The organism is Prauserella sediminis, from assembly GCF_014195435.1.
Lineage (GTDB): Bacteria > Actinomycetota > Actinomycetes > Mycobacteriales > Pseudonocardiaceae > Prauserella > Prauserella salsuginis.
Genome location: NZ_JACIBS010000001.1, coordinates 1,655,006 through 1,676,645, shown reverse-complemented (window position 1 = coordinate 1,676,645; position 21,640 = coordinate 1,655,006). Strand labels below are relative to the sequence as shown.

Here is a 21,640-nt window from a genome sequence, read left to right as displayed (position 1 = left end):
GTGTCGCCTACCATGGCCGTATGTCGCTTTTCGGTCGAGACAAGACGCGCCGGGTGTCGGCGGACGAGGCCCTGCCGGGCCGCTCCGAACCGCTGGTGACTCCGGAGCTGCACGCCGTGCATCCGGACCGGCGCATCAAGCCGCCGTTCCCGGAAGGCATGCGCACCGCGGTGTTCGGCCTCGGCTGTTTCTGGGGTGCGGAGCGGTTGTTCTGGATGACCGACGGCGTGTACTCGACGGCCGTCGGCTACGCGGGTGGGCACACTCCGAACCCGACGTACGAAGAGGTGTGCACCGCCCTGACCGGCCACACCGAGGCGGTCCTCGTCGTCTACGACCCGCAGCGGGTGAGCTACGAACAGCTGCTCAAGGTGTTCTGGGAAGGCCACGACCCGACGCAGGGCATGCGCCAGGGCAACGACGTCGGTACCCAGTACCGCTCCGCGATCTACTACGACGGTGACGCGCAGCGGGCCGTCGCCGAGTCGTCGTGGGAGGCGTTCCAGCAGGCGCTGCGCGCGGCGGGTCAGGGCGAGATCACCACGGAGCTCGCGCCGCTCGGCGAGTTCTACTACGCCGAGGACTACCACCAGCAGTACCTGTACAAGGTGCCGAACGGCTATTGCGGGTTGGGTGGAACCGGGGTGTCGTGTCCGGTGGGTCTGGGCGTCGAGAAGTAGGTCGGCCAGTCGGGGTTTCGTCGTGTGCTGCCACCACCGCTGGACGAGGTGAGTTCGTGTTGCGACTAGGAGCGGTTGACTGCGGGCTTGGTGGCAGCAGCGGCGCCACGTAAGAAGTCCTGGACGACATGGATGATCTGGTCACATTGCTTCCCCACAGCCATTAGATCCCGGTGTCGGCGGTTGCGGCGACCACTCCCGGATGGGTCGATGAGGTCGAGCTCGTGGCTGATGTGGTTGCGCGCCACGAAGAAGTCGGCCAGCTCTTCGAGATGTGAGTCGGCCAGACTCTCAACCTTCAGTCCGAGCCCATCTCGGACCCGCATGAGGTCTTTCGGGCTCTGGAGGCTGGCGCCCGTGAGGTCTAGCACGTAGAGCTCGATTAACCGGGTTCGCGGATCGGGATCAGTGATCGCCTCTTTTGTCGCTTTCGACAGCTCGCCCTTGAGCCGGTTTTGTACCAGGTCGCCTTTGAACTTTCCGTCCGCCTGACCCCCGGCGCGGATCAACGTGGGGAGTGCGTCACGGAGGAGCCGACGAAGACATGCGTCTAATCCAGCAGAGGTGAACACGATGGCAGCTCGTACCTGATCCAGTTGATCCTCCGACAAGCGGCCACGCGGATCGCCTTCGATTGCAGCCTTCTGCCGTAAGACATGAAGTGTGTCGAACAGGCCGCTGACAGCCTTGTGAGTGGCCTTCAACTGCGCCCAGCTGGGTACGATCTCAGCTGGGCACGAACGCGGCATTCTGCCGAGTGCGGTCAACTCGACCTTGACGAGCTTGGATTGCCGTTCGACTGGATCGGACATCGTGTCGGCTGCCTCCCTCCTCTTCGATCCTAAAGATTTGCTGGCACGGTTGTCGTCGCTTCCGATGCCACGAGCGTTAGGTGCCCGAAGTTAGTGATTCCCGTCGTGGAGAACCGGCGGATTTCACCAGGGAGGAAGTCGACGCGCCACCTCGTCGTCGAGCGACCTCATCCCGTCACCTATGACGTTGGCGGGGACCTCAAGCTTGCAAGACGCCCAGCTTCCAGCGGGGCTGGAGTCGCAGGGCGTGCTGCCGATGATCCAGTCGTTTGGCACCGTGCCTACGCCATCGATCGTGAGATCGTCGGATAGGCGCACGGTAACCAGGGTCCATCGGGGGTCCCGCAGCATCACGTTGTACTCGTGTCGCGACAGATAGGCGGTGAAGCGGCCGCGCCGCGTTGTGCTTTTTACCTCCAGGTGAGCGTTTACGAGGCCCCTCGAGAAGGCGATGTCGTAGCCAAATCCGTCAGACCAGGTCGACACATGGTCAACACGGCTGCCGCTGATGTCTCGAAGCAAGTTGACCAGTGCCTCCTCGCCAGCAGCGCCCACCCTCTCGCGCGCGGCTGTGTCAACCTTTCCCCAGCTGGAGACGAGCTGTCCGAACACAGCGTCGGGATCCATGCCCAGAGCTTCTCCGGCTGCCACGACGTCGGACGGAAGCTCATCGGGGGACTGAACTAGCTCATCGGCATCTCGAACCCATGGCGGAGCGGCCTTCTCGAAGATCGCGATTAAGACTTGGTTGGCTGCCGGGACCAACGCACTCGCACCTTCCAGAAGCCCGACGTCGCGCAGCCATGTGAGTGCGGCCGCGTACTGGGTCGGCGTCAGGTCGCTGTACTGCGGATGGGTTGTCAGCAGAGCCTGTGCACGAGGGACCCCACCACTAGACGGGAGGGTTTCCAGCCACCGCTTGGCGGCCAGCAGGACTGGCTCAGGTGGAAGGCGCATGCAGGTGGCCCATCAGTGACTTCAAGTCGCCCTGGTCGAGGCCTCCGCCGACGGCCGGTTCTTCGTCGAGATCAGCGAGCTGTTGCACCGCCGGGTCATCGAGGATTCCCCCCATGAACGCCAGCTTGTTCGCGAGCCGAGCTGCCACGACTTCGTCGATGGTGCCTTCCGAGGCAAGGACAGTGATTCGAGTTTGGACGTCGTGGCTGAGTCCGAGTCGGTGAATACGGTCGAGACTCTGCAGGAAGCGGCCCGCAGCGAAGTCTCGATCGACGTACACGGCGTCGTGACATTCGTGGTGCAGACTGATCCCTTCACCGAGCGTTGCTGGGTTGGACAGCAAGACCATGCAGTCGGGGTCAGTCTGGAATCTCTTGATCTGATCCTCTCGGTCCTGTGTTCCCCCGTGAACCATGGCGGGCCCGAACTGCGACAGCATGCGTTGCAGGGTATTGAGACTTCGGATGAACGTGGACCACACGAGAGTCTTGCGACCTTGCGCCGCATTCTCGCGGATGATCGCCAGAACTTCCTGGTACTTCGGCGACATTTCGTACGCAGGCATGTCCTGCATCAACTTGTACAGCGACGACTCCTCCGGCACCGCAAGTGGCGGAACTTGGTAGGCGAGCGGTTCATATCGAGTCGTGCCGACAGCCAGTAGGGCGGGACTCGTGGCCGCCATCAGCATGTAGACCAAAATCCGGCCGAGGGCCTGGAAGTCGCCCTCATATCCGGCAGCCCTGGCGGAGAACTGGCCCACGAGAGCCTTGTAGACCTCCGAGTGAAGCGGTGGAAGTGGGAGGGTGCGAAGGTTCGTCTCCACCGGCGGAAGGTCCAGCTCACCTTTGGTGGTTCGGGTGAAGAGTGGCCGGAGCGCGTGGCTGGCCTGGGCGAGGTCACCGCCGTTTACCGCCCGGAGCACGTTCTGACGACCTGTCCCAGGCCATACAAAGCCAAAGAGGTTCTCGAGGTCTTTGACGCCGTTCGGTGCAGGGGTGCCGGTCAGGATGAGCCGCCGTCGGGCGCGTGGGCCGAGCGCAAGGCAAGCTGCACCGTACGCCCCGTTCGCTCCGAGCTTCATCCGGTGCGCCTCATCAAGAATGATCATGGAAGGCCGCTCCGTGAGCCACCGGCCGAGCGTGTCGACCATGTTTGGCAGGCGCTCGTAGTTGACGACGACTGCGTCAGACGTAGCCGCCGGCGCACCGTCAGCGATCTCCATGGTGAGCGCCGGACGCAGGCACTCTGCGTTTTCATACTGCCAGGCGCTGAAGCACGACTTGGGGCCGACAATAAGAAGCCGTTCGATTCCTTCCGTGTACCGCAGGGCTTGGAACACAGCGAGCCCTACTCGCGTCTTGCCGGCACCGGGCACCGAGAAGTTTGCTCCGTGCCTGAGCGACAGCAGCTTGGCGATGTCTCGGCGCTGAAAGGCGGTGAGATCGCCAGACCATTCGGGTCCCAGGCGTTCGTGGATCGCTTGGGGCTCTGTGGCTGTTGGTGCATTTTCCAGCCGACTAGAAACACTTGCCGCATCGTGGAGTGAGTCGACCACAAGCGCCCGCAGCTGTGGGTCCCAGACAACATCGCCATCCGACTTGTACGGCCACGTGTTGAGGGCATCAAGGTTCATGAGGAGCTCGTCGAGTTGCACCTCGATGCTGCTCTGGGTCCTCTGTGTGGTCGACTGGAACCTGACTGCGAGCCGACGGAGATCAGCTTCTAAACCGGGCCGCGCGGTGAGCCGTGTTCGCGTGACGTCGGGTGCCAGGCCGATCGTGAGGCTCGGGTTTTCTTCCGCTGCCGTCATTTGGTCCGGACAGCCTCAAGAAGCCAGGCGACACCTTCCCCAGGCGCCGTGAACGTGCGGCCCGCCTGACGGGCGAGGCTGTCAAGGCTCTCACGGAGCACCAGGAGAGCGTCGTCGAATGCCTCTTCGTCGAGCGCTCGCTTGGCCTTCGCTTCGGCGAACTCATTGGCACACTGCGTGACGTAGTCGGCGGCGTCGGTGAGACGTTCGGGCACAGCGGTTTGCCGTTTGACGAGCTCTGCGTTCTGGCCGGCGAGCTTTACGGCGACGTCAAACGTCTCACGTGCCTTTTTCATTATCGCGGATGCTTCTGCAGCTTGTCCGGCAGTTGTGCGTGTGCCGTCTGTAGCCACAGCCTTTGCGCGAAGTAGCTGGTTCGCCAGAGCTTCGGTGGTGGCTACGTCGTTGCTCTGGCCCGGCAGGGTCGTCCCAGGAATGCCGGGCACGGAGGCTGGCTCCGAAGCGGTTACCTCGGGCTTGAGCTCCTCTGGGAGGCGGCTTTCAAGGTAGCGCTTGTGGAAATCCTCTGCGGCAAGCCGCAACGATGTCTTCGGGTAGTCGAGCAGCACCATGGCGAGCCGCGAATGCATAAGGCGGTTGGCAGCGTCGGGGTCTGATGTCGCGAGCTTGGTGTAGTCGCGGTGGAGTTCGCGGAGCTTCTCCTGATGCTGTTCGAAGTCGATCAGCCGCAGCGACGTGCCGTCGTCTGTCTTGCTGCGGTCAATCGCGTCGAGGATAAGCCGGTAGACCCATCGGTCACGCTGCAAGGTCGCGAGCTTGATGTTGAAGTCCTTAGCTACATCGGCCTCCGAACGCCCAGCACCGAGTTCCTCGTCGATAGCGATCAGCCTGTTGATGTAGGAGTAGTCGCGTCGGCGGTCCTTCCGGAGCTGGAGTGACAGTTCAACATTGTTGATGTCCCGGCGCGAGGTGTCATCCGGCAGTACGCCGACCCTGATGTTCTCTTCGCCTAGGTCGATCAGTGCTGCCGCACGGGTGTTGCCGTCGACCAGGATTCCATGTGGGCTCACGATGCCGGGCTCACGCTGACCGACATCGTCCAGCTCGTCCATGAGGGCTGTGTAGTCCGGGTCGGTCTGGTCCGGGTTCGCCGGCCGCTTCCTCAGCAGGTCGTGGAGGTATTTTTGGGCTTCCTGCCCCCACGGGTCCTGCTCGATGGCCTTGTTCCGCTCAGGGTCAAGAGTCCTCTGAGCACGGATCCGGTGGGTATCTGGGTTGAAGTAGAGCATCTCGACCGGCATCGAGATCACATAGAGATGGCGCGGCTGGTCTCTCCACGTAATCGTGACCTTTGCTCCATCCTCTGCCATCGCCTGCCTCAGGCGCTGGTGGACGATGGCCTTGATCTCCTCCCCCTTGGGGGGAAGGCCGAAGCCGGACATGTGCTGCTCCTCTTGGACGGAATGCAAGCTGTTACGTGTGCGTGTGCATCATTGCAAATGGCCACGACAGTTCGCTGTGGATCAGTAGGGTGACCACGGATCGCGAGGGAGGAGAGTCAACGTGGAACAGCCTGCCTGGGACGACCCTGAGCTGAAAGCGGGGACGATGGTTCGAGGAGCTCTCTGGCTGCTCCAGGTGGTTGGCGAGGGCAACACCTTTACGAAGAACCAGCTCCGGGACGCTTTCCCTGGGGTTTCGCAGGTGGATCGCCGTATCCGCGACCTCCGTGACTATGGGTGGGTTGTGTACTCAAGCGTCGAGGACGCTTCTTTGCTTGCGGAGGACCAGCGCTTCGTCAGGGCGGGTGCCGCAGTCTGGGACCCGAAGGAACGCCGTAAGGCGAAGCAAGGGACAGTTTCGAGCAGGGATCGTCAGGCCACGCTTGCGCGGGACGGCTACATGTGCACGCTTTGCGGCATCGCCGGTGGCGAGGAGTATCCCGACGACGCAGTAATGACTGCAGTACTTGCCGTCTCTCGGCGAACCGTCCTCGGCGCCGATGGGCACGCGACGAATGCGTTGGTTACAGAATGTAAGCGCTGTAAGGCGGGCCGTGATGACGAGCCGGCTAACGTCACTGATGCCATCGCCGCCGCCAAGCGCCTCGGGGACAGCGACCGCCGTCGTCTCACGCGCTGGGTCGAGCGAGGACGGCGCGGCTCTACGGAACTCGACCGCGCTTGGACAGCGTATCTCCGGGTGCCACCTGAACAGCGAAGCGAGGTTGCTGACCGGCTCAAGGAGATTGATTAGACACGGGCGCAAGCTCTATTGCGTTACAGCAGCGACGTGGTGGTGCTCGACGTTGTCTGGTCGGGTGACGACGTCGAGCACGCTGCTGCCCGGCCTGTGACGGCGTCTGAGACTCGTTGAAGCGCTTCGTCGGGGGGTTCGTGCTCCCAGACGCGAACCACGGCCCAGTCGGCCTCGGCAAGCATCCGGTCCGCGCGCCGGTCCCTTTCGACGTTCCGCCGGAGCTTGGGGGTCCAGTACCAATCGTTGGACGTCGGCGTGCGGCCGTGCTCAGGGCAGACATGCCAGAAGCAGGAGTCGACGAAGACCGCTACCTTCCGGCGCGTGAAAACGACATCCGGCCGCACCCGCCCGCCTGGAAGGTCCAGCCGGTAGTCCTTCCGGAACCGGAAGCCCAGGGCGTGCAAGCGCTGCCGGAGCCTGATCTCGGGTTTCGTGTCCGTGCGCTTGATTGCGCGCATGTTGCGTGATCGGCCTTCGGATGTGGGGTGAGGGTGGCGTCCCGATGCTCGTGCTCGCTCTCGGGCCACTGCCGCCTTGTCGTCAGTCACACGTCTCCTTGCCGGTGCGGTGCCGCAAGTCTGTCGGCCAGCTATGGTCTTATTCTCCTGTCATCGTCTAGAGCCGAGCTTCTACCATCGCTAAGGGACCGCTGACTTGACCGCTTACAGATCCGTCGAGGTGTGCGCCGGGGCCGGTGGCCAGGCTCTCGGGCTCGAGAAGGCTGGGTTCGAGCATGCGGCATGCGTTGAGATGGACCCCGCGGCATGCCTCACTCTGCGCGCGAATCGGCCTAGGTGGAACGTTATCGAGGCTGACCTGCGGGAATGGCAGCCATCGCAGGATGTGCTTGGCGTCGATCTCCTCGCGGGAGGGGTCCCGTGCCCGCCGTTCAGCATTGCTGGCCAGCAACTTGGCAAGCACGACGAGCGTGATCTGTTCCCGGAGGTCATCCGCTTGGCGAGCGAGCTGAACCCGCGTGCACTCATGATCGAGAACGTACGCGGGCTGCTTGCCAAGAAGTTCGACGGTTACCGTGACGAGATCGTCAGGGAACTCAAGGAACTAGGCTACGAGTTTTGCGGCTGGGAGCTGCTCAACGCTGCGGACTACGGCGTACCTCAAGCACGGCTCCGTTCTGTGCTCGTCGCTATGAGGCCGGAAGCAGCGGTCCACTTCATTTGGCCTGAACCTGAGGCACGGCGAAAAACGGTTGGACAGGCACTCAAGAGACTTATGAAGGCCGACGGCTGGGATGGTGCCGACGAGTGGGCCAAGACTGCCAATGACGTAGGGCCGGCACTTGTGGGCGGCAGTAAGAAGCACGGTGGCGCTGATCTTGGCCCAACCCGCGCTAAAGCTGCGTGGAAGACGCTCGGCGTCGACGCTATGGGTGTGGCGGATGCTCCGCCCGGACAGGGCAGTTCTGGTCACCCGCGCCTGACAGTCGAGATGGCGGGCGTTGTCCAAGGGTTCCCGACGTCCTGGAAGTTCCAGGGGCGTAAGACCGCGGCATATCGTCAGGTTGGCAACGCCTTCCCGCCGCCTGTCGCTGAGGCTGTCGGTAAGGCAATCCGGAAGGCTCTGGAACAGGCAGATGCCGAGGTAGCCGACGGCGCCTGACAGTGGACAGCCTGCCCCGGTCCTTGGCCGACTACCCGGCAACCCTGGTCGTGCGCAGTTAGTACGCGGCAACCCATTCGACGCCAGTCGGCCGCTGGTTGGTCCGTAGGAACTGCTCCAGCACTGCCAGCATGTCATCCAGCGGTATTTCTGCCTTTGGTGGGAAACCTCCGGGGTGGGCGCCGCCCAGCTGGTAGTCGACGTCTTCGGCGTTGGTGCCGTGGGCCGGTACGTAGATGCTGTCGCCGGCACCGAACGCCAGGGCGCCTTTGCCGGGTTCGGCGCTGATACCGAACTCGAGCTCGATGTGGTGCTCGTGGGTGGGGTCCTCAGGTCAAGTCTCATGGGGTGAAGGTCGTCCGTGGTGCCGACGTGGCCGCTGCCCTGACTGCTCGGGAACGTGGAGGCCGTGCCGGGAAGAACGGGGATCCATATGGGGACCGGGAGGGGACATGGGGAGTTCTCCCCGGCCGTCTCCCCACTGAACATCCCCCGTATGACCAGCAGGGACACCTTTTGGGGAGTCTGGATAGCTGCACCGGGGACGGCTACGGAGACCTGTCTGGGACGGAGTCTCTAGGGGATGTCTCTGAGTCCCTCCCTACGGGCTGCGCTAACAGTCAGGGCCAGGGGTGCGATGGCTCGTAACCGGCGTGTATCTCGCGGGGCCGACCGGTGTGCTGTGGCCAGTGCAAGGACGGAGACCGCACGTGAATGGGGCCGACGCCTGGCGCAAGAGTCACCGCAGTGGAGCGAAGAGAAGTGGCAGAGAGTAGCGACCCTGCTTGGGTCAGGCTCAGTAACAGTAGGAGGAGTAATGATCTTTCCGAGGAGTCAAAAGGCTGAGGAGCGTCAGTGGGCGTCTGTCGAGGACGCCCACTGTTCGCGGGTCTGCACGTGAGTTGGCGCGTTGAGCGTCGTGCCCTACTCCTCCCTCCAGACCGGCACGAGGAGATCGGCGTTGAAACGGCCGCGGCTCCCGTTGCCCTTGCCAACGGGTAGCACTATGACGGCGTGCAGCGCTTCGCGCACGTAGGCTCGCTTCTGCGAGATATCCAGACCGCCTTCCTCTGGCGGAGTGTGCCAGCGATGCCGGACGTCGGTTGTATCCGCTGCGGCGCGTTCGGCGGCAGCAGTGTGCCGTGCTCGTTCGTTGTGCAAACCGGTCCGTTGCTGCTCGAGGTCGCGGACGTTCGAGAAGAAGAAGTCGTCCGTGACCTGGTCGTCCTTCCACTGGTCGGTGAGGGTCGCCAATTTGCTCTCGACGCGTTCGCGCTCGGCCTCCTTGGCCCACGGCCCGGAATCCTTCGCCACGGCCTGCCGTTGTTCCAGCTTGGCCAGCACCAACTCGGTGATGTATTCGTCGACTTTGTCGCCACGCCGGCCGAGACCGCCGCAGCCACCTCGCCCTTTGGTGGCGCATGCGTAAATGTGCTGCTCGCAGTCCCGTTGACGGGTGACCCTGAGCTGGGCATTGCACACCGTGCCGTCGGGCTTGGTCTTGCCGCACCGCAGGATGCCGCTGAGTAGGTAGCGGTGCTCGCGGTGGTCCACGGGCAGTGCCTCAGTCGGCTCTCCGTCCCGGTCTACACGGTGGCCCGCACGGGGGTGGAAGATCGCGTCGACCGCAAGCCACCGCTCATGAACAGCTGCGCCGACGACAAGGCAGGACATGCGATGGGTGAGATGCCGAAGCGCTCGGTCAGCGTCGCAGGGATCGTCGTCGATTCCGACGACCGTGTCCTCGTGATCCGTCGCCGCGACAACGGGCGCTTTCGCGGTTCGCGTACACGACGCGTTCGACAGCAGCCGCACACGCGCGCACGACGGGGGTGCGGCTCGTAGCGGGGTTGTAACGACCGCCAGTCGCAACACAGGCGCCGGAGCGCAGAACACGCGGTCCCGAACGCAGGACACGCGGACGCTGAGTGCAGAACACGCGGGGCTGAGTGCAGGACACGCGGACCCGACATGCGGGCCCCGGCACGCGGGGTTTATCGCTCGTGGTCGCCGACGGCGAGGGTGATCAGCATCGCGAGGCGTTTGCGTGGTTCGTCGAGGCGTAGGTCGGCGAGTTCGGACATCTTGCGCAGGCGGTTACGGATGGTGTTGGGGTGGACGTCGAGGTGGTCGGCGGCTGCGTTCAGGTCGCCCTGCGCCTCGAGCCACGCGTGGAGCGTGGGCAACAACCGGGTGCCGTGCGCGTCGTCGTGCCTGGCCAGGTGCGCGAGCGGGCCGCGTGAGGGCACCCGTCCCGCGGTGGCCGCGGTGCGGAGCCGCTGCAGCAGGATCTCGTCCCAGGCCTCGTCGTAGCAGACCGGCTCGGTGCCGGCCCGCGCCGCGTGCAGGGCGAGGCTTTCGTCGGCCTCCTGCCTGCTCGCCGGGATCTCGCCGGGTTCGGCGGGGCCGCCGACGCCCGCGGCGAGACTGGCGTGGCGGGGCAGACCCTGTCCGAGTTCGTGCAACCAGTCGAGTGCGGGCGCGGGATCGTCGTCGCAGGGAAGCACCGTGTAGACGGTGTTGCCGAACAGTGTCGTCCTGCCGGGGCGCGACCAGCCGAAGCCGGTGGTGGCTCGTTCGAACGCCAGCAGGATCGCGGCGTTGCGTTCGGCCGCCGTGTGCGCCTGCAGTGCGATGACGCGGTGCCGCCGGGGTGGAAGGCCGAGTTTCCCGATGACGGCGGCCGCATCGGGAGTGCCCTCCAGTAGCTGGATCACCAGTTCCGATTCGACCTGTCGCTCCAGATCGGCGCTCACCCGGGAACGCAGCAGGTGCAGCGCCACGGTGTGGGCGCCGTCGGCGAGCACCCGCGTGCGGACCGGATCGAGCGGGCCGTCGCACGTGACCCACAGCGATCCCAGCAGCTCACGGCCCGCGCGCACCGCGACGACGGTCCGGTCCTGCAAGCCGTGCTCCGGGGCGCCGGTGATGTGAAGCGGCTCGTCGGACATGGCCAGATGCGTGAACACGCCGCGCTCGTCGAACAGTGCCCGCACCCGCTCCGGCACCCGCCTGCCGAGGATCGTGTCGAGCCGGGCCGCGTCGGTGTCGTGCTGCACGCTCGAGTAGGCCATAACCCGGGAGAGCTGGTCCTCGATGGTCACCGGGCCGCCGACACCGGCGGCGATGCTGTCGGCGAGGGTGAACAGGTCGCTCGGTCCCCGGCCGGCTTCCGTCTCCCGGCCCTCCAGCACCAGGCCGTACACGACGCCGGCCACCTGGCTCCAGGACACTTCCGCGGGCACCAGCAACAAGCAGATCTCGGCGGCCCGTGCCGCTGCGACGACGCCCTCGTCGAGGTCACAGTCGGCCCTGATCAGTACGGCCCTGGCCTGCGCGGCGCGTCCCAGCTCGAGCGCACGGGCGGTGTCGGGGACACCGACCGCCAGCAGCGCGTCGCCCAGGACCGGACCGTCGCCTGCCGGGTCGTGCATCGCCACGCTGTGCAGCTCGGCGTCCCTGTCCCGGTTGTGGCCCGAGGCACGCACGTCGTAGCCGCCCAGCACGTTGATGAGGCGATCCAGCCTGACCATCCACAACCAGCCCTGCGCGAATCCGCCGGGGCACCGCCCGGATGAGCCGATCGTACGCTGGCCGATCCGGACAATCTCGCAAGCCGAGGTTGTTGACTTCGCACAACACGGTGGCGGCCCGGTTCGGTCATGCTCACTGGAGTCGGACCAGACACGGGAAGGTACTCATGCTCAACGCCGCAGGCAGCTTCGATCACCCGCGGACGGCGGTCGTCGTCGGAGCAGGCGTGGTCGGCTTGTCGACCGCCTGGTTCCTGCAGGAACACGGGGTCGAGGTGACCGTCGTCGACCGCCGGGGCGTGGCCGCGGGGTCGTCCTGGGGCAACGCGGGCTGGCTCTCGCCCGGGTTGGCGCTGCCGCTCAACGACCCCGGCGTGCTCCGCTACGGGCTGCGCTCGTTGTTCGACCGCACCGCGCCGCTGCACGTGCCTGCCAGGGTCGATCCGGCGCTCTGGCGGTTCCTGCTCCGCTTTGCCGCACGCTGCACCACGAGCGGTTGGGACCGTGTGGCCCGTGCGAACCTGCCGCTCAACGTCGAGAGTTTGAAGGCCTACGACACGCTCGCGGCCGGCGGTGTGGAGACCGGAGCGGTGCAGGCTCCGATCACCGCCGCGTTCGAGAACCATGACCAGGCCGCCGCGCTGATCGACGAGTTCGACCGGCTCGGCGACGCCGGCCAGGATGTCTCGTACGAGCGGCTGAGCGTCGGCGAGCTGCGGGACCGGCTGCCGCAGGCGTCCGACCGGCTCGGCGAAGGCATCCGCCTCGACGGCCAGCGCTACCTCGACCCCGGGGAGTTCGCCGGCAGGCTCGCCGACGCGGTGCGCGAGCGGGGCGGTGTCATCCGCGACGGCTTCGACGTGATCGACGTGCGGCCCCACGATCACGCCGTGACGCTGGCGTCGACGTCGTCGGCCACGGTGTCGGCGCACGTCGCGGTCCTGGCGGGCGGCGCATGGTTCAACCGGCTCGGCCGCCGGTTCGGGATCCGGGTGCCGGTCCGCGCCGGTCGTGGTTATTCGTTCACCGTGCCCACCGACGAGCCGGTGACCGGTCCCGTGTACCTGCCGGGGATCCGCGTGGCCTGCACGCCTTATCAGGGTGCGCTGCGCGTCGCGGGGACCATGGAGTTCCGTAGTGCCGACGATGCGCTCGACCCCGCGCGGATCGACGCCGTCGTCGAATCCGCGCGCCCGCTGCTGGCCGGGGTCCGCTGGGAGGAGCGCCGCGACGAATGGGTGGGCGCCCGTCCGGTCACCCACGACGGCAAACCGATCATCGGCGCGACGAACGCACCGGGCGTGTACGCCGCGGGAGGCCACGGCATGTGGGGCCTGACACAGGGCCCCGCGACCGGGCGTCTGCTCGCGGAGCAGATCGTCACCGGCAAACGGCCGGACGTACTCCACGAGTTCGATCCGCTGCGCTGAACACCGCCGAGAGCTGCAGCCATGACCGAGCACGGGGGCCAGCACTCCGGCGGGCCACATCCGAACGACGACGAACGCGCCGAACTGGAATGGCTGCGCGTCGAGAACCAGCTGTTGCGCACCCAGCGCGACGTCCTCGAACGCATCGCCACCGGATTCGCCGAGGACCTGGGCATCGCTTGGCCCGGCGCCGCCGCCCGGCCCGACGGCTCACCCCGCGGGGACACGCGATGACCGCGGGAGGGACCGGCTCGACGCGCAACCGGCTCCACGGCCCGCTCGCGAACCTCTCAGGGCGGTGTCCAGTCCAGCGTGGCGTCGAACGCGCGGAGTGCCAGGGCGTCCGGGACGGCACCGACGAGCGCGTTCCGGACCGTGGTCGTCGTGCGGCCGCGCATCCCCGCCGCCCTTCCTGCGCTGCGGGAGCGGCGCGCCAGCCGATGCACGCGGGGTAGCCGTCGACGGTCGTAGACCCGCAGCCGCTGGGCGATGTCGCGATCGGCTCCGGCGGCGAGGGCACTGGCGAGCTCGACGGAATCCTCGAGGGCCTGGCACGCGCCCTGGCCGAGATTCGGGGCCATGGCGTGCGCGGCGTCGCCGACCAGGACGGCTCGCCCGTGGACCAGGGTGCGCAGCGGGGCGAGGTCGGCGAGTTCGTTGACCAGCAGCTGCGACGGTTCGACGCTCGCGAGCAGCTGCGGCAGCGGGTCGTGCCAGGAGGCGAACCGGTGACGCAGCCACGGCAGCGCCTCGCCGGGCCCGGACGGGACGCCCGAGGCCACGGGCACGACCAGGAAGACGTAGAGCCGCCCGTCGGGCAACGGCGCGATTCCGGCGTAGTCGCCGCGTCCCCAGCTTTCGCCGCCCTCCACGTCGCCGGGGTCGGCGAGTCGGCCGATGAACCGGGCGGCGAGCATGCCGGTCGAGCGAACCCTGGCGCGTGGCCACAGCGACCCGCGCACCGCGCTCCCCACACCGTCGGCACCGATCACCACGTCGCCTCGCACGGATTCGCCGTTGCCGAGGGTCACGGCCGTATCCGGGTCGGCGGTGTCCGCGTCGACGCCGCGTACCTCCGCCGAGGTGCGAACCCGGACGTCGCGGCAGGCGTCCCGCAGCGTCGCCAGGAGTTCCCCGCGTTCGACGACCACCATGCCGTCGCCGAACCGGGCGGCCAGCGCGTCGGAATCGGTGCGGGCGAGCCACCGGCCGCGACTGTCGCGGATCCCGCCCGAACCCTGCACCAGCCCGAGACCGCGGATCCGCTCGCCGAGGCCGAGTGCGTCGAGCGCCCGCAGCGCGTTGGGCCACAGCGTGATCCCGGCACCGACCTCGGAGATCGACGGTTTCCGCTCCAGCACGGTCACCTGCCACGAGCGGCGCTGCAGCGCGACAGCCGTGGCCAGCCCGGCGATTCCGCCACCCACCACGACCGCGCGTTCCGACATGGGTTCATCATGCCCCGCGCTCGCTTACCCTCCGCGCGGTACCGCCCGAACCCGCTTCGCGCCGCTGCCTACGCCCGCCCGTCTCCCGCCACCGCCCAACCGGACACGCTGCGCGTGACTGCCTAGGGCCCGCCCGTCTCCCACCGCCGCCCAACCGGACACGCTGCGCGTGACTGCCTAGGGCCCGCCCGTCTCCCGCCACCGCCCAACCGGACACGCTTCGCGTGACTGCCTACGATCGGGGCATGCCGGATACGCAGTATGAGAACTTGCTTCAGCACGTGCTGGAGGGCGGTGCCCGCAAGGCGGACCGCACCGGCACGGGCACACGGTCGATCTTCGGTCACCAGCTGCGCTATCGGCTGTCCGACGGGTTTCCGCTGATCACGACGAAGAAGGTCCACTTCCGCTCGATCGCCTACGAACTGCTGTGGTTCCTGCGCGGCGACGCCAACGTGACGTGGCTGCGGGAGAACGGCGTCACGATCTGGGACGAGTGGGCCGCGCCGGACGGTGACCTCGGCCCGATCTACGGCGTGCAGTGGCGGTCGTGGCCGACGCCCGACGGCGAGCACATCGACCAGATCAGCGAGGTGCTGCGCACGCTGCGCGAGAATCCCGACTCCCGGCGGATCATCGTGTCGGCGTGGAACGTGGCCGACATCCCGCAGATGGCGTTGCCGCCGTGCCACGCGTTCTTCCAGTTCTACGTCGCCGACGGCGAGCTGTCCTGCCAGCTGTACCAACGCAGCGCGGACCTGTTCCTCGGCGTGCCGTTCAACATCGCCAGCTACGCGCTGCTGACACACATGATCGCCGACCAGGTGGGCCTGCGGGTCGGCGACTTCGTCTGGACCGGCGGTGACTGCCACATCTACGACAACCACGTTGACCAGGTCCGCACCCAGCTCTCCCGCGAGGCGCGGCCGTTCCCGACACTCAGCCTGAAGCCCGCCGACAGCCTGTTCGACTACACCTACGAGCACTTCGACGTCGACGGCTACGACCCGCACCCCGGCATCAAGGCACCGGTGGCGGTGTGATCGGGCTGATCTGGGCGCAGTCCGCGAACGGCGTCATCGGCCGCGACGGCACCATGCCGTGGCATCTACCGGAGGACCTCAAACACTTCCGTTCGGTGACCGACGGCGCGACCGTGCTCATGGGCAGGCGTACGTGGGAGTCGTTGCCGCCCCGGTTCCGGCCGCTACCCGGTCGGCGCAACCTCGTGTTGTCGCGTACCCGGCAGGAGGGCGCGGAGACGTTCGCGGACCTGTCGGAGGCACTCGACGCGGCGTCGGGAGACGTGTGGGTCATGGGCGGCGCGGCCGTCTACCGGGCGGCGTTGCCGATCGCCGACCGCGTCGTGGTCACCGAGATCAGCGAACACTTCGACGGCGACACGACGGCGCCGGACGTCGGCAGACCGCCGGACTCCGCAGGACCGTGGCTCGAGTCGTCCACCGGACTGCACTATCGGATCCTCGAATGGGAAGGGCCTGGCCGGGGCTGATCCGCAGTGGCCGACGGGAGGAGAGCGATGCAGCCGGGGCAGGTGAGGAGTCCGGCTCACCCCGCGCGGCCGGACGACTGCGTCGCCGGGCCCGCCATCGCCATGACCGGACTCGCGGCGGATCAGGTCGCGTTCGCGGCACCCGTGATGTTGCGGGCCATGCCGCCGAACACGATGTCGTGGAAGGGCGAGATGGCGCGCCAGTACAGCTGGCCGGCAAGCCCGTGGGGTTCGAACAGGGCTCGTTGCCGGTAGCGTGCGCCGTCGCCGTCCGGCTCGACGGCGAGTTCGAGCCACGCGCGGCCCGGCAGCTTCATCTCGGCGCGGAGCCGGAGCAGGTGTGGCCGTTCGATGGCTTCGACGCGCCACCAGTCGAGTGCTTCGCCGAGGTGCAGCTCGTGGGGGTCGCGGCGACCGCGTCGCAGGCCGACGCCACCGGCGATCCGGTCGGCCCAGCCGCGGACCGACCATGCCAGCGGGAACGAGTACCAACCGTGTTCGCCGCCGATGGCTTCGACGACCTCCCACAGTTGTTCGGGCGTGGCGTCGGTGCGGCGCTCGCGGACGTCCCGGTACATGGTCCCGCCGGACCAGTCGGGGTCGGTGGGCAACGGGTCGGACGGCGCGGCCGGCCACGTCGCGTCGGACCACCGAGTCGGGACCTCGCGGTCGCGGATACGGGTGAGCGCGAGTTCGAGCGCCCGTTCGTAATGCAACAGGCCCTCGGCGGGCGGAGCGATGTAGGCGTCGATGTCGTGTTCACGGCGAACGACTTCGTGGACGAGCGATTCGATCAGCGGGATGCCGATGCTGCGCGGTACCGGGGTCACGAGGTTCACCCACTGGGCGGACAACCATGGAGTCAGCACGGGGACAGGGAGCACGACCCGCCGGGGCAGACCGGACACGACCGCGTAGCGGCGCATCATCTCGAGGTACGTCAGCACGTCGGGTCCGCCGATGTCGAACCGGCGGTGGACGTCGGCGGGAAGTTCGGCCGCACGGGTGAGGTAGTGCAGTACGTCCCGCACGGCGATCGGCTGGATGCGGTTGTGGACCCATCGCGGCGTCACCATCACCGGGAGCCGCTCGGTGAGATACCGCAGCATTTCGAAACTGGCCGAGCCGGATCCGATGATCACCGCCGCCTGCAGCGCCACGGTGGGCACACCCGAGTCGAGCAGGATCTGCCCGACCTCGTCCCGCGAAGCCAGGTGCTCGGACAACGGCTCGTCCCCAGCGGGAGTGATGCCGCCGAGGTAGACCAACCTGGACAGACCCGCCTCGCGCGCGGCCGCAGCCACGTTCTCGGCGGCGGCCCGGTCGACCCGCACGAAATCGGACCGATGCAGTGCGTGCACGAGGTAATAGGCCACCTGACTGTCCGCCAACGCGGCGGCCATGTCGGACGGATCGGTGACGTCGCCGCGCACGAGCTCGACCTCGTCTCGCCACGGCACTTCGTCGAGTTTCTCGGGACTGCGGGCCACGACGCGCACCTCGTGTCCCGCCTCGAGCAGTTCGGGCACGAGCCTGCCGCCGATGTACCCCGTCGCACCGAGCACCACACAGCGCATTCATCGACTCCCTTCACAGGCGATGCGATAGCCCTCGCGATAGGTCGGGTAGGCGAACGTGAAGCCGCTCGCGCGAAGCCGCCGACCGTCGCAGCGTTTGCCGGGCCCCCGCGCGGACTGCTCGTCGATGACCGGGGGCTCCGCGACGCCCAGCTCCGCGGCGATGAAACGCAGCACGGCGCCCCGTTCGGCCGGTTCGTGGTCTACCCCGAGGTAGAGCGGATCGGGCCGGGCCACGCGGCTGGTCAGGTGCACGATCGCGGCGGCGGCGTCGTCGCGGTGGATGCGGTTGGTGTACACGGGCCGGGAGTGGACGGTCGCGGTGCCGTCGCGCACCGAGGCGACGAGACGCCCGGGGCCCGGCCCGTAGAGGCCGGCCAGTCGCAGCACGATCGCATCCGGCCGCCACTCGTGTAGGCGTTGTTCGGCGACGCGTAGTTGTTCGCCGGTAGCGGTGTCGGGGTCGGCGGGGGTGTGCTCGTCGACCAGCGTCCCGTCTCCCGCCCTGTAGACCGCGGTCGACGACACCAGCAGCACCCGTGGGCTGCCGGGCACGTCCCGGTCGATCGCCGCGAGCACGTTCTCCACACCGTTGACGTAGGTGTCGCGATAGGCGTCGGCCGTGCGGTCGTCGGCGGTCAGGGCCACGACGACCACGCCGGTGTCGCTGGGCAGGCGGGGTTGCTCCGTCCGCAGGTCGACGGCCTGGCCTTCGACGGTGGCCGGTAGCAGGTCCGGGTGGCGACGCAAGCCGAGTACCCGGTAGCCGTCGCCGGCGAGCCGCACCGCGACGCGGGTGCCGAGGTCTCCGCAGCCCGCGAGCACGGCGGTCGGCGCAGGGCGTGCCGACCCGGACGGGTTCGGTGTCTCGTTCGGTCGGTCCGTCGGCACGGTCAGTCCTCCCGGTCCTGGTCGATGCCGGCGGCGTCGAGGCAGTGACGCCAGGCGCGCCGGACGGCTCGGGGGTCGTCACCACGGCCCGGCAGATAGTGGTCCGGTCGCGGTCTGCGGTCGTGCCAGAACCGGCCGGACGGCGGTGCGGGATGTGTGGCCGCCAGCCACACCGCGGTGTCGGCGCCTTCGGCCGGGCTGCGCAGCAGCGGCGCCATGACGCGCTGGAAACCCGGGAGCGAACCGGTGACACCGGGGGTGTCCACCCAACCGGGATGCAAGGAGTGCACGCCGATCCTCTCGGCGGCGTAGCGCTGGGACAGCAGTGGTGTGAACGCGACCTGGAGTCGTTTGGTGCGGGAGTAGGCCACGGCACCGCGGTAGCGGCCGTGCCGGTATTCCAGATCGTCGGCGGGTATCGACTGGGTGTACATGCCGCCGGAGGAGACGAGCAGTACGCGCGCATCCGTGGACCGGGCGAGGGCGGGTCGCAGCCGCTCGGTCAGCCGCAGTGGCCCCAGCACATGCGTGGCCAGCGTGCTCTCGTGGGATTGCGGCGTCTCGGTGCGTTCCTGCGGCAACACCCCGGCGTTGTGCACCAGTACGTCGATCACCGGGTGATCGCGCCGCACCTGTCCGGCGCACCGGTCCACGTCGTCGAGGTCGGCCACGTCGCACCGGGCGACGTGAACGTCGGCCTGCGGAACGGTCTGCAGGACGGCGTCGCGGGCACGCTCGCCCCGCGACTCGTCGCGCACGAGCAGCAGCACCGTCGCGCCGAGCCGTGCGAGTCCGATCGCGGTGGCCCGGCCGAGTCCGGCGCTCGCCCCGGTCGCGACCGCGGTCCGGCCTGCCAGTGCGTCGGGCGCCGGATCGGCGGGCCAGTGTCGTTGCCGGAGCCGGTAGCCGAGCCGGCTGTAGCCGGGCAGCACGGTGCGGTCGGCGAGTACGTCCGCGAGACGGCTCAACCGATCAGTGCCGGACATGTGACACCACTCCCGAAGTGTGGGGCCTGCGGTTCGGTGCCGCAGTGAACCGCGTCCCTGAACCAGGCCCACTGCTAGAAATTCTAGCTATACCGCCACGCTAGCTGCACATAGCTAGTTTTTCTAGCTATCATGCTGATCGTGGTGGACGAACGGACCGGGCGAGCGGTGGGTCTCGAGCTGCGGCGGGTCCTGCAGGCCGGGCGCGAGATGCAGGCCGCCCTGGCGCGGCGACTCGGCGTGCGGGTGACCGACGTGCAGGCCATGGATCACGTGGCCGCCAGGGACGAACCCGTCGGCACCGTCGAACTCGGTGACCGCCTCGGCATGCGGTCTGCCTCGGCGGCTGCGCTGGTGGGACGGCTCATCGAGGCCGGGCACGTCGTCCGAGAGCCCCACCCTGCGGACCGCCGGCGGGTCGTCCTGACACCGACCGTTCACGGCCGGGCGGAGGTGCGCGATCAGCTCGCACCGATGTTGGACGAGCTGACCGCCGTCATCAGCAGGCTCGACGATTCCGAGGCGGCCACGGTGCTGTGGTTCCTTCAGCAGGCCGGTGCCGTGATGCGGTCCTACGCCGCACTGGACACCGACGAGGCGGATCGCGGGGACTGAGCCGCAGTCGCCCGCCGTCTCACCGTCCGTTGCTCGACAGCGCCACAGGCCGGCAGGCGACACCGGCCTCGAACGTCGCAGGCCGGCAACGGTACGGCCTGAGGTACGGGCCGGAAACGTTCGGACGAAGGAGAGCGCGATGACCACACCCTGCCCGGCCAGGCCCGTGCTGCGTGACGTCGGCGGTGCGGTGGCCTTCCTGGTTTGCGTGGCGATCGTCGCCGCGGTCGGATCCGTGGCGGCGAGCTCGTCGAGTCAGCAGTACGCGGCGCTGACCACGCCGCCGTGGGCGCCGCCGCCGTGGCTGTTCGGTCCGGTGTGGACCGTGCTGTACCTGATCATCGCACTGTCCGGCTGGTTGGTGTGGCGGCGAGCGGGTTCCATCCGCGCCGCGCGTGTCCCGCTCGGGGTCTACGCCGTGCAACTGGTGCTGAACATGGCCTGGACGCCGTTGTTCTTCGGTGCGGGCCGCTACGGAATCGCCTTCGCCGAGATCATCCTGCTCGTGGTGGCCGTCGGTTGCACCATCGGGGTCTTCGCCCGGATACACCGGGCGGCTGCGTGGCTGCTCGTGCCGTACGCGGTCTGGACGCTGTTCGCCGCGGCCCTCAACGGCACCATCTGGCTGCTCAACACGTAGCCCGGAGTCGACACCCGCGCGGTCCGGACTCTCGCGAACGTCGACCTGGAGCGGTGGTTCCGGCTGCGATGAGGTCTCCGCTGGGCGGTGAGGGCTCAGCGGGGCGGTTCGCGCAGGTCGGGGCCCGTGTAGTCGGCAAGCACGGAGCGTGGGACCGGCCCCTTGATCCTGGTTCCGCTCTGCCGCTCCTCCCAGGCATGGGCCAGGATCCCGACCGATCGCGACAGCACGAACAGTCCTCTCGCCAGCTCCGGCGTGAAGCCGAGTTCGCCGTAGATGACCGCCGTCGCCCCGTCGATGTTCATGGGAATGGGCTTGTTCGACTTCCGCGCCAGCTGCCGTTCCAGTTCCACCGCGGCGGCGAGGTGCTCACCGGCCACGACGCCGTCGTCGCGCGCCTGTTCGACGAGTCCGAGCAGCGGGTCGCGGCGCGGATCGCGCGGGTGGAAGCGGTGTCCGAAACCGGGCACGTAGCGGTGCTCGGCCAGTACGCGCTCGACGGCCGTCTCGAGCGATCCCGCCGCGGGGACACGGTCGCGGACGGTCTGCAGCACCTCCATGCACTGCTGGCCCGCGCCGCCGTGCACGTCGCCGAGTAGGTTCACGCCCGTGGCCATCGCGTTGTTCAGGCCGACACCACAGGTGGCTGCCATCCGCGCCGCGGCGATCGACGGCGCCTGCGGGCCGTGGTCCACCGCCGCGGTCAGCGCCGCCTCCAGCAGTCGCGACTCCGGCTGCGTCGGCAGCTGGCCCCGCACCATCAACCACGCGATGTCGACGAAGGAGAACCTGCCGATCAGGTCCTCGATCGGGTAGCCGCGCAGCGCGATCTCGCCTGGCTGGATGCGCACCAGGTTCGTCGCCCAGTAGGCCGCCGCCTCGTGGCGTTCGCCGTCGACCGTCAT

22 protein-coding genes are annotated in these 21,640 nt (G+C 67.8%); 9 read left to right on the top strand and 13 right to left on the bottom strand.

Going from position 1 to position 21,640, the window contains the following annotated elements:
- The first annotated feature begins 20 nt into the window (after window positions 1-20).
- A complete protein-coding gene (gene msrA, locus FB384_RS07585) occupies window positions 21-680 on the top strand; it encodes a peptide-methionine (S)-S-oxide reductase MsrA (protein WP_183780742.1) in 660 nt (219 codons plus the stop codon).
- A 65-nt stretch (window positions 681-745) separates the two neighbouring features.
- On the opposite strand, the gene FB384_RS07580 is transcribed toward msrA, so the two are convergent.
- From FB384_RS07580 to FB384_RS07565, 4 genes are all read right to left on the bottom strand, one after another.
- Complete coding sequence (locus FB384_RS07580; protein ID WP_183780739.1) at window positions 746-1,492, bottom strand: hypothetical protein; 747 nt, start codon at window positions 1,490-1,492, stop codon at window positions 746-748.
- A gap of 123 nt (window positions 1,493-1,615) precedes the next feature.
- Window positions 1,616-2,119 (bottom strand): protein NO VEIN domain-containing protein, encoded by a 504-nt coding sequence (locus FB384_RS07575; RefSeq protein WP_183780736.1) that lies wholly within the window; start codon window positions 2,117-2,119, stop codon window positions 1,616-1,618.
- Between the two features lie 313 nt (window positions 2,120-2,432).
- Entirely contained in the window at window positions 2,433-4,262 is a 1,830-nt protein-coding gene (locus FB384_RS07570; RefSeq protein WP_183780733.1) for a DEAD/DEAH box helicase, read from the bottom strand.
- Window positions 4,259-5,665: a ParB/RepB/Spo0J family partition protein gene (locus FB384_RS07565; protein WP_183780731.1), complete on the bottom strand. Its 1,407-nt coding sequence runs from the start codon at window positions 5,663-5,665 to the stop codon at window positions 4,259-4,261. The genes FB384_RS07570 and FB384_RS07565 overlap by 4 nt, the downstream gene beginning before the upstream one ends.
- Before the next feature lie 121 nt (window positions 5,666-5,786).
- On the opposite strand from FB384_RS07565, the gene FB384_RS07560 reads away from it, so the two are divergent.
- Entirely contained in the window at window positions 5,787-6,479 is a 693-nt protein-coding gene (locus FB384_RS07560) for a hypothetical protein (RefSeq protein WP_221212665.1), read from the top strand.
- Between the two features lie 23 nt (window positions 6,480-6,502).
- On the opposite strand, the gene FB384_RS07555 is transcribed toward FB384_RS07560, so the two are convergent.
- Window positions 6,503-7,030 (bottom strand): very short patch repair endonuclease, encoded by a 528-nt coding sequence (locus FB384_RS07555; RefSeq protein ID WP_323985155.1) that lies wholly within the window; start codon window positions 7,028-7,030, stop codon window positions 6,503-6,505.
- Between the two features lie 106 nt (window positions 7,031-7,136).
- Between FB384_RS07555 and FB384_RS07550 the strand changes: the two genes are divergently transcribed.
- Complete coding sequence (locus FB384_RS07550) at window positions 7,137-8,102, top strand: DNA cytosine methyltransferase (protein WP_183780728.1); 966 nt, start codon at window positions 7,137-7,139, stop codon at window positions 8,100-8,102.
- A 58-nt stretch (window positions 8,103-8,160) separates the two neighbouring features.
- Here the strand turns inward: FB384_RS07550 and FB384_RS27450 are convergent, their stop codons facing one another.
- The 3 genes from FB384_RS27450 to FB384_RS07535 all read right to left on the bottom strand — a co-directional run bounded on the left by FB384_RS27450 (window position 8,161) and on the right by FB384_RS07535 (window position 11,635).
- Window positions 8,161-8,391, bottom strand: coding sequence for an Imm1 family immunity protein (locus FB384_RS27450; RefSeq protein WP_407676091.1), 231 nt, complete (start codon window positions 8,389-8,391; stop codon window positions 8,161-8,163).
- A 635-nt stretch (window positions 8,392-9,026) separates the two neighbouring features.
- On the bottom strand, window positions 9,027-9,917 hold the full coding sequence (locus tag FB384_RS07540) for a recombinase zinc beta ribbon domain-containing protein (protein ID WP_183780724.1): 891 nt from the start codon (window positions 9,915-9,917) through the stop codon (window positions 9,027-9,029).
- 179 nt (window positions 9,918-10,096) lie between these two features.
- Window positions 10,097-11,635 (bottom strand): PucR family transcriptional regulator, encoded by a 1,539-nt coding sequence (locus FB384_RS07535; RefSeq protein WP_183780722.1) that lies wholly within the window; start codon window positions 11,633-11,635, stop codon window positions 10,097-10,099.
- A 167-nt stretch (window positions 11,636-11,802) separates the two neighbouring features.
- Here FB384_RS07535 and FB384_RS07530 point away from each other — a divergent pair, with 167 nt between their 5' ends.
- The gene (locus FB384_RS07530) at window positions 11,803-13,065 is read left to right on the top strand and encodes an NAD(P)/FAD-dependent oxidoreductase (RefSeq protein WP_183780719.1); all 1,263 of its coding nucleotides are present in this window, start codon (window positions 11,803-11,805) and stop codon (window positions 13,063-13,065) included.
- 21 nt (window positions 13,066-13,086) lie between these two features.
- Window positions 13,087-13,299, top strand: coding sequence for a hypothetical protein (locus tag FB384_RS07525; RefSeq protein WP_183780716.1), 213 nt, complete (start codon window positions 13,087-13,089; stop codon window positions 13,297-13,299).
- Between the two features lie 56 nt (window positions 13,300-13,355).
- Here the strand turns inward: FB384_RS07525 and FB384_RS07520 are convergent, their stop codons facing one another.
- Window positions 13,356-14,513, bottom strand: coding sequence for an FAD-dependent oxidoreductase (locus FB384_RS07520; protein WP_183780713.1), 1,158 nt, complete (start codon window positions 14,511-14,513; stop codon window positions 13,356-13,358).
- Window positions 14,514-14,758: 245 nt separating this feature from the next.
- On the opposite strand from FB384_RS07520, the gene FB384_RS07515 reads away from it, so the two are divergent.
- Both FB384_RS07515 and FB384_RS07510 read left to right on the top strand, forming a co-directional pair.
- Entirely contained in the window at window positions 14,759-15,556 is a 798-nt protein-coding gene (locus tag FB384_RS07515; RefSeq protein WP_183780710.1) for a thymidylate synthase, read from the top strand.
- Window positions 15,553-16,026, top strand: coding sequence for a dihydrofolate reductase (locus tag FB384_RS07510; RefSeq protein WP_183780707.1), 474 nt, complete (start codon window positions 15,553-15,555; stop codon window positions 16,024-16,026). Before FB384_RS07515 ends, FB384_RS07510 begins: the two co-directional genes overlap by 4 nt.
- 122 nt (window positions 16,027-16,148) lie before the next feature.
- On the opposite strand, the gene FB384_RS07505 is transcribed toward FB384_RS07510, so the two are convergent.
- The 3 genes from FB384_RS07505 to FB384_RS07495 are packed head-to-tail and all read right to left on the bottom strand — an operon-like array spanning window position 16,149 to window position 19,480.
- Complete coding sequence (locus FB384_RS07505; RefSeq protein WP_183780704.1) at window positions 16,149-17,603, bottom strand: SDR family oxidoreductase; 1,455 nt, start codon at window positions 17,601-17,603, stop codon at window positions 16,149-16,151.
- Window positions 17,604-18,494: an NAD-dependent epimerase/dehydratase family protein gene (locus FB384_RS07500; RefSeq protein ID WP_183780701.1), complete on the bottom strand. Its 891-nt coding sequence runs from the start codon at window positions 18,492-18,494 to the stop codon at window positions 17,604-17,606. It abuts the gene before it with no gap.
- Between the two features lie 2 nt (window positions 18,495-18,496).
- The gene (locus FB384_RS07495) at window positions 18,497-19,480 is read right to left on the bottom strand and encodes an SDR family NAD(P)-dependent oxidoreductase (RefSeq protein ID WP_183780698.1); all 984 of its coding nucleotides are present in this window, start codon (window positions 19,478-19,480) and stop codon (window positions 18,497-18,499) included.
- Between the two features lie 141 nt (window positions 19,481-19,621).
- Here FB384_RS07495 and FB384_RS07490 point away from each other — a divergent pair, with 141 nt between their 5' ends.
- Together FB384_RS07490 and FB384_RS07485 are read left to right on the top strand one after the other, a co-directional pair.
- Window positions 19,622-20,095, top strand: a complete 474-nt coding sequence (locus tag FB384_RS07490; protein WP_323985153.1) for a MarR family winged helix-turn-helix transcriptional regulator — start codon at window positions 19,622-19,624, stop codon at window positions 20,093-20,095.
- 139 nt (window positions 20,096-20,234) lie between these two features.
- Window positions 20,235-20,735, top strand: a complete 501-nt coding sequence (locus FB384_RS07485) for a TspO/MBR family protein (RefSeq protein WP_183780692.1) — start codon at window positions 20,235-20,237, stop codon at window positions 20,733-20,735.
- A gap of 95 nt (window positions 20,736-20,830) precedes the next feature.
- Here the strand turns inward: FB384_RS07485 and FB384_RS07480 are convergent, their stop codons facing one another.
- The gene (locus FB384_RS07480; protein ID WP_183780689.1) at window positions 20,831-21,640 is read right to left on the bottom strand and encodes a citryl-CoA lyase; all 810 of its coding nucleotides are present in this window, start codon (window positions 21,638-21,640) and stop codon (window positions 20,831-20,833) included.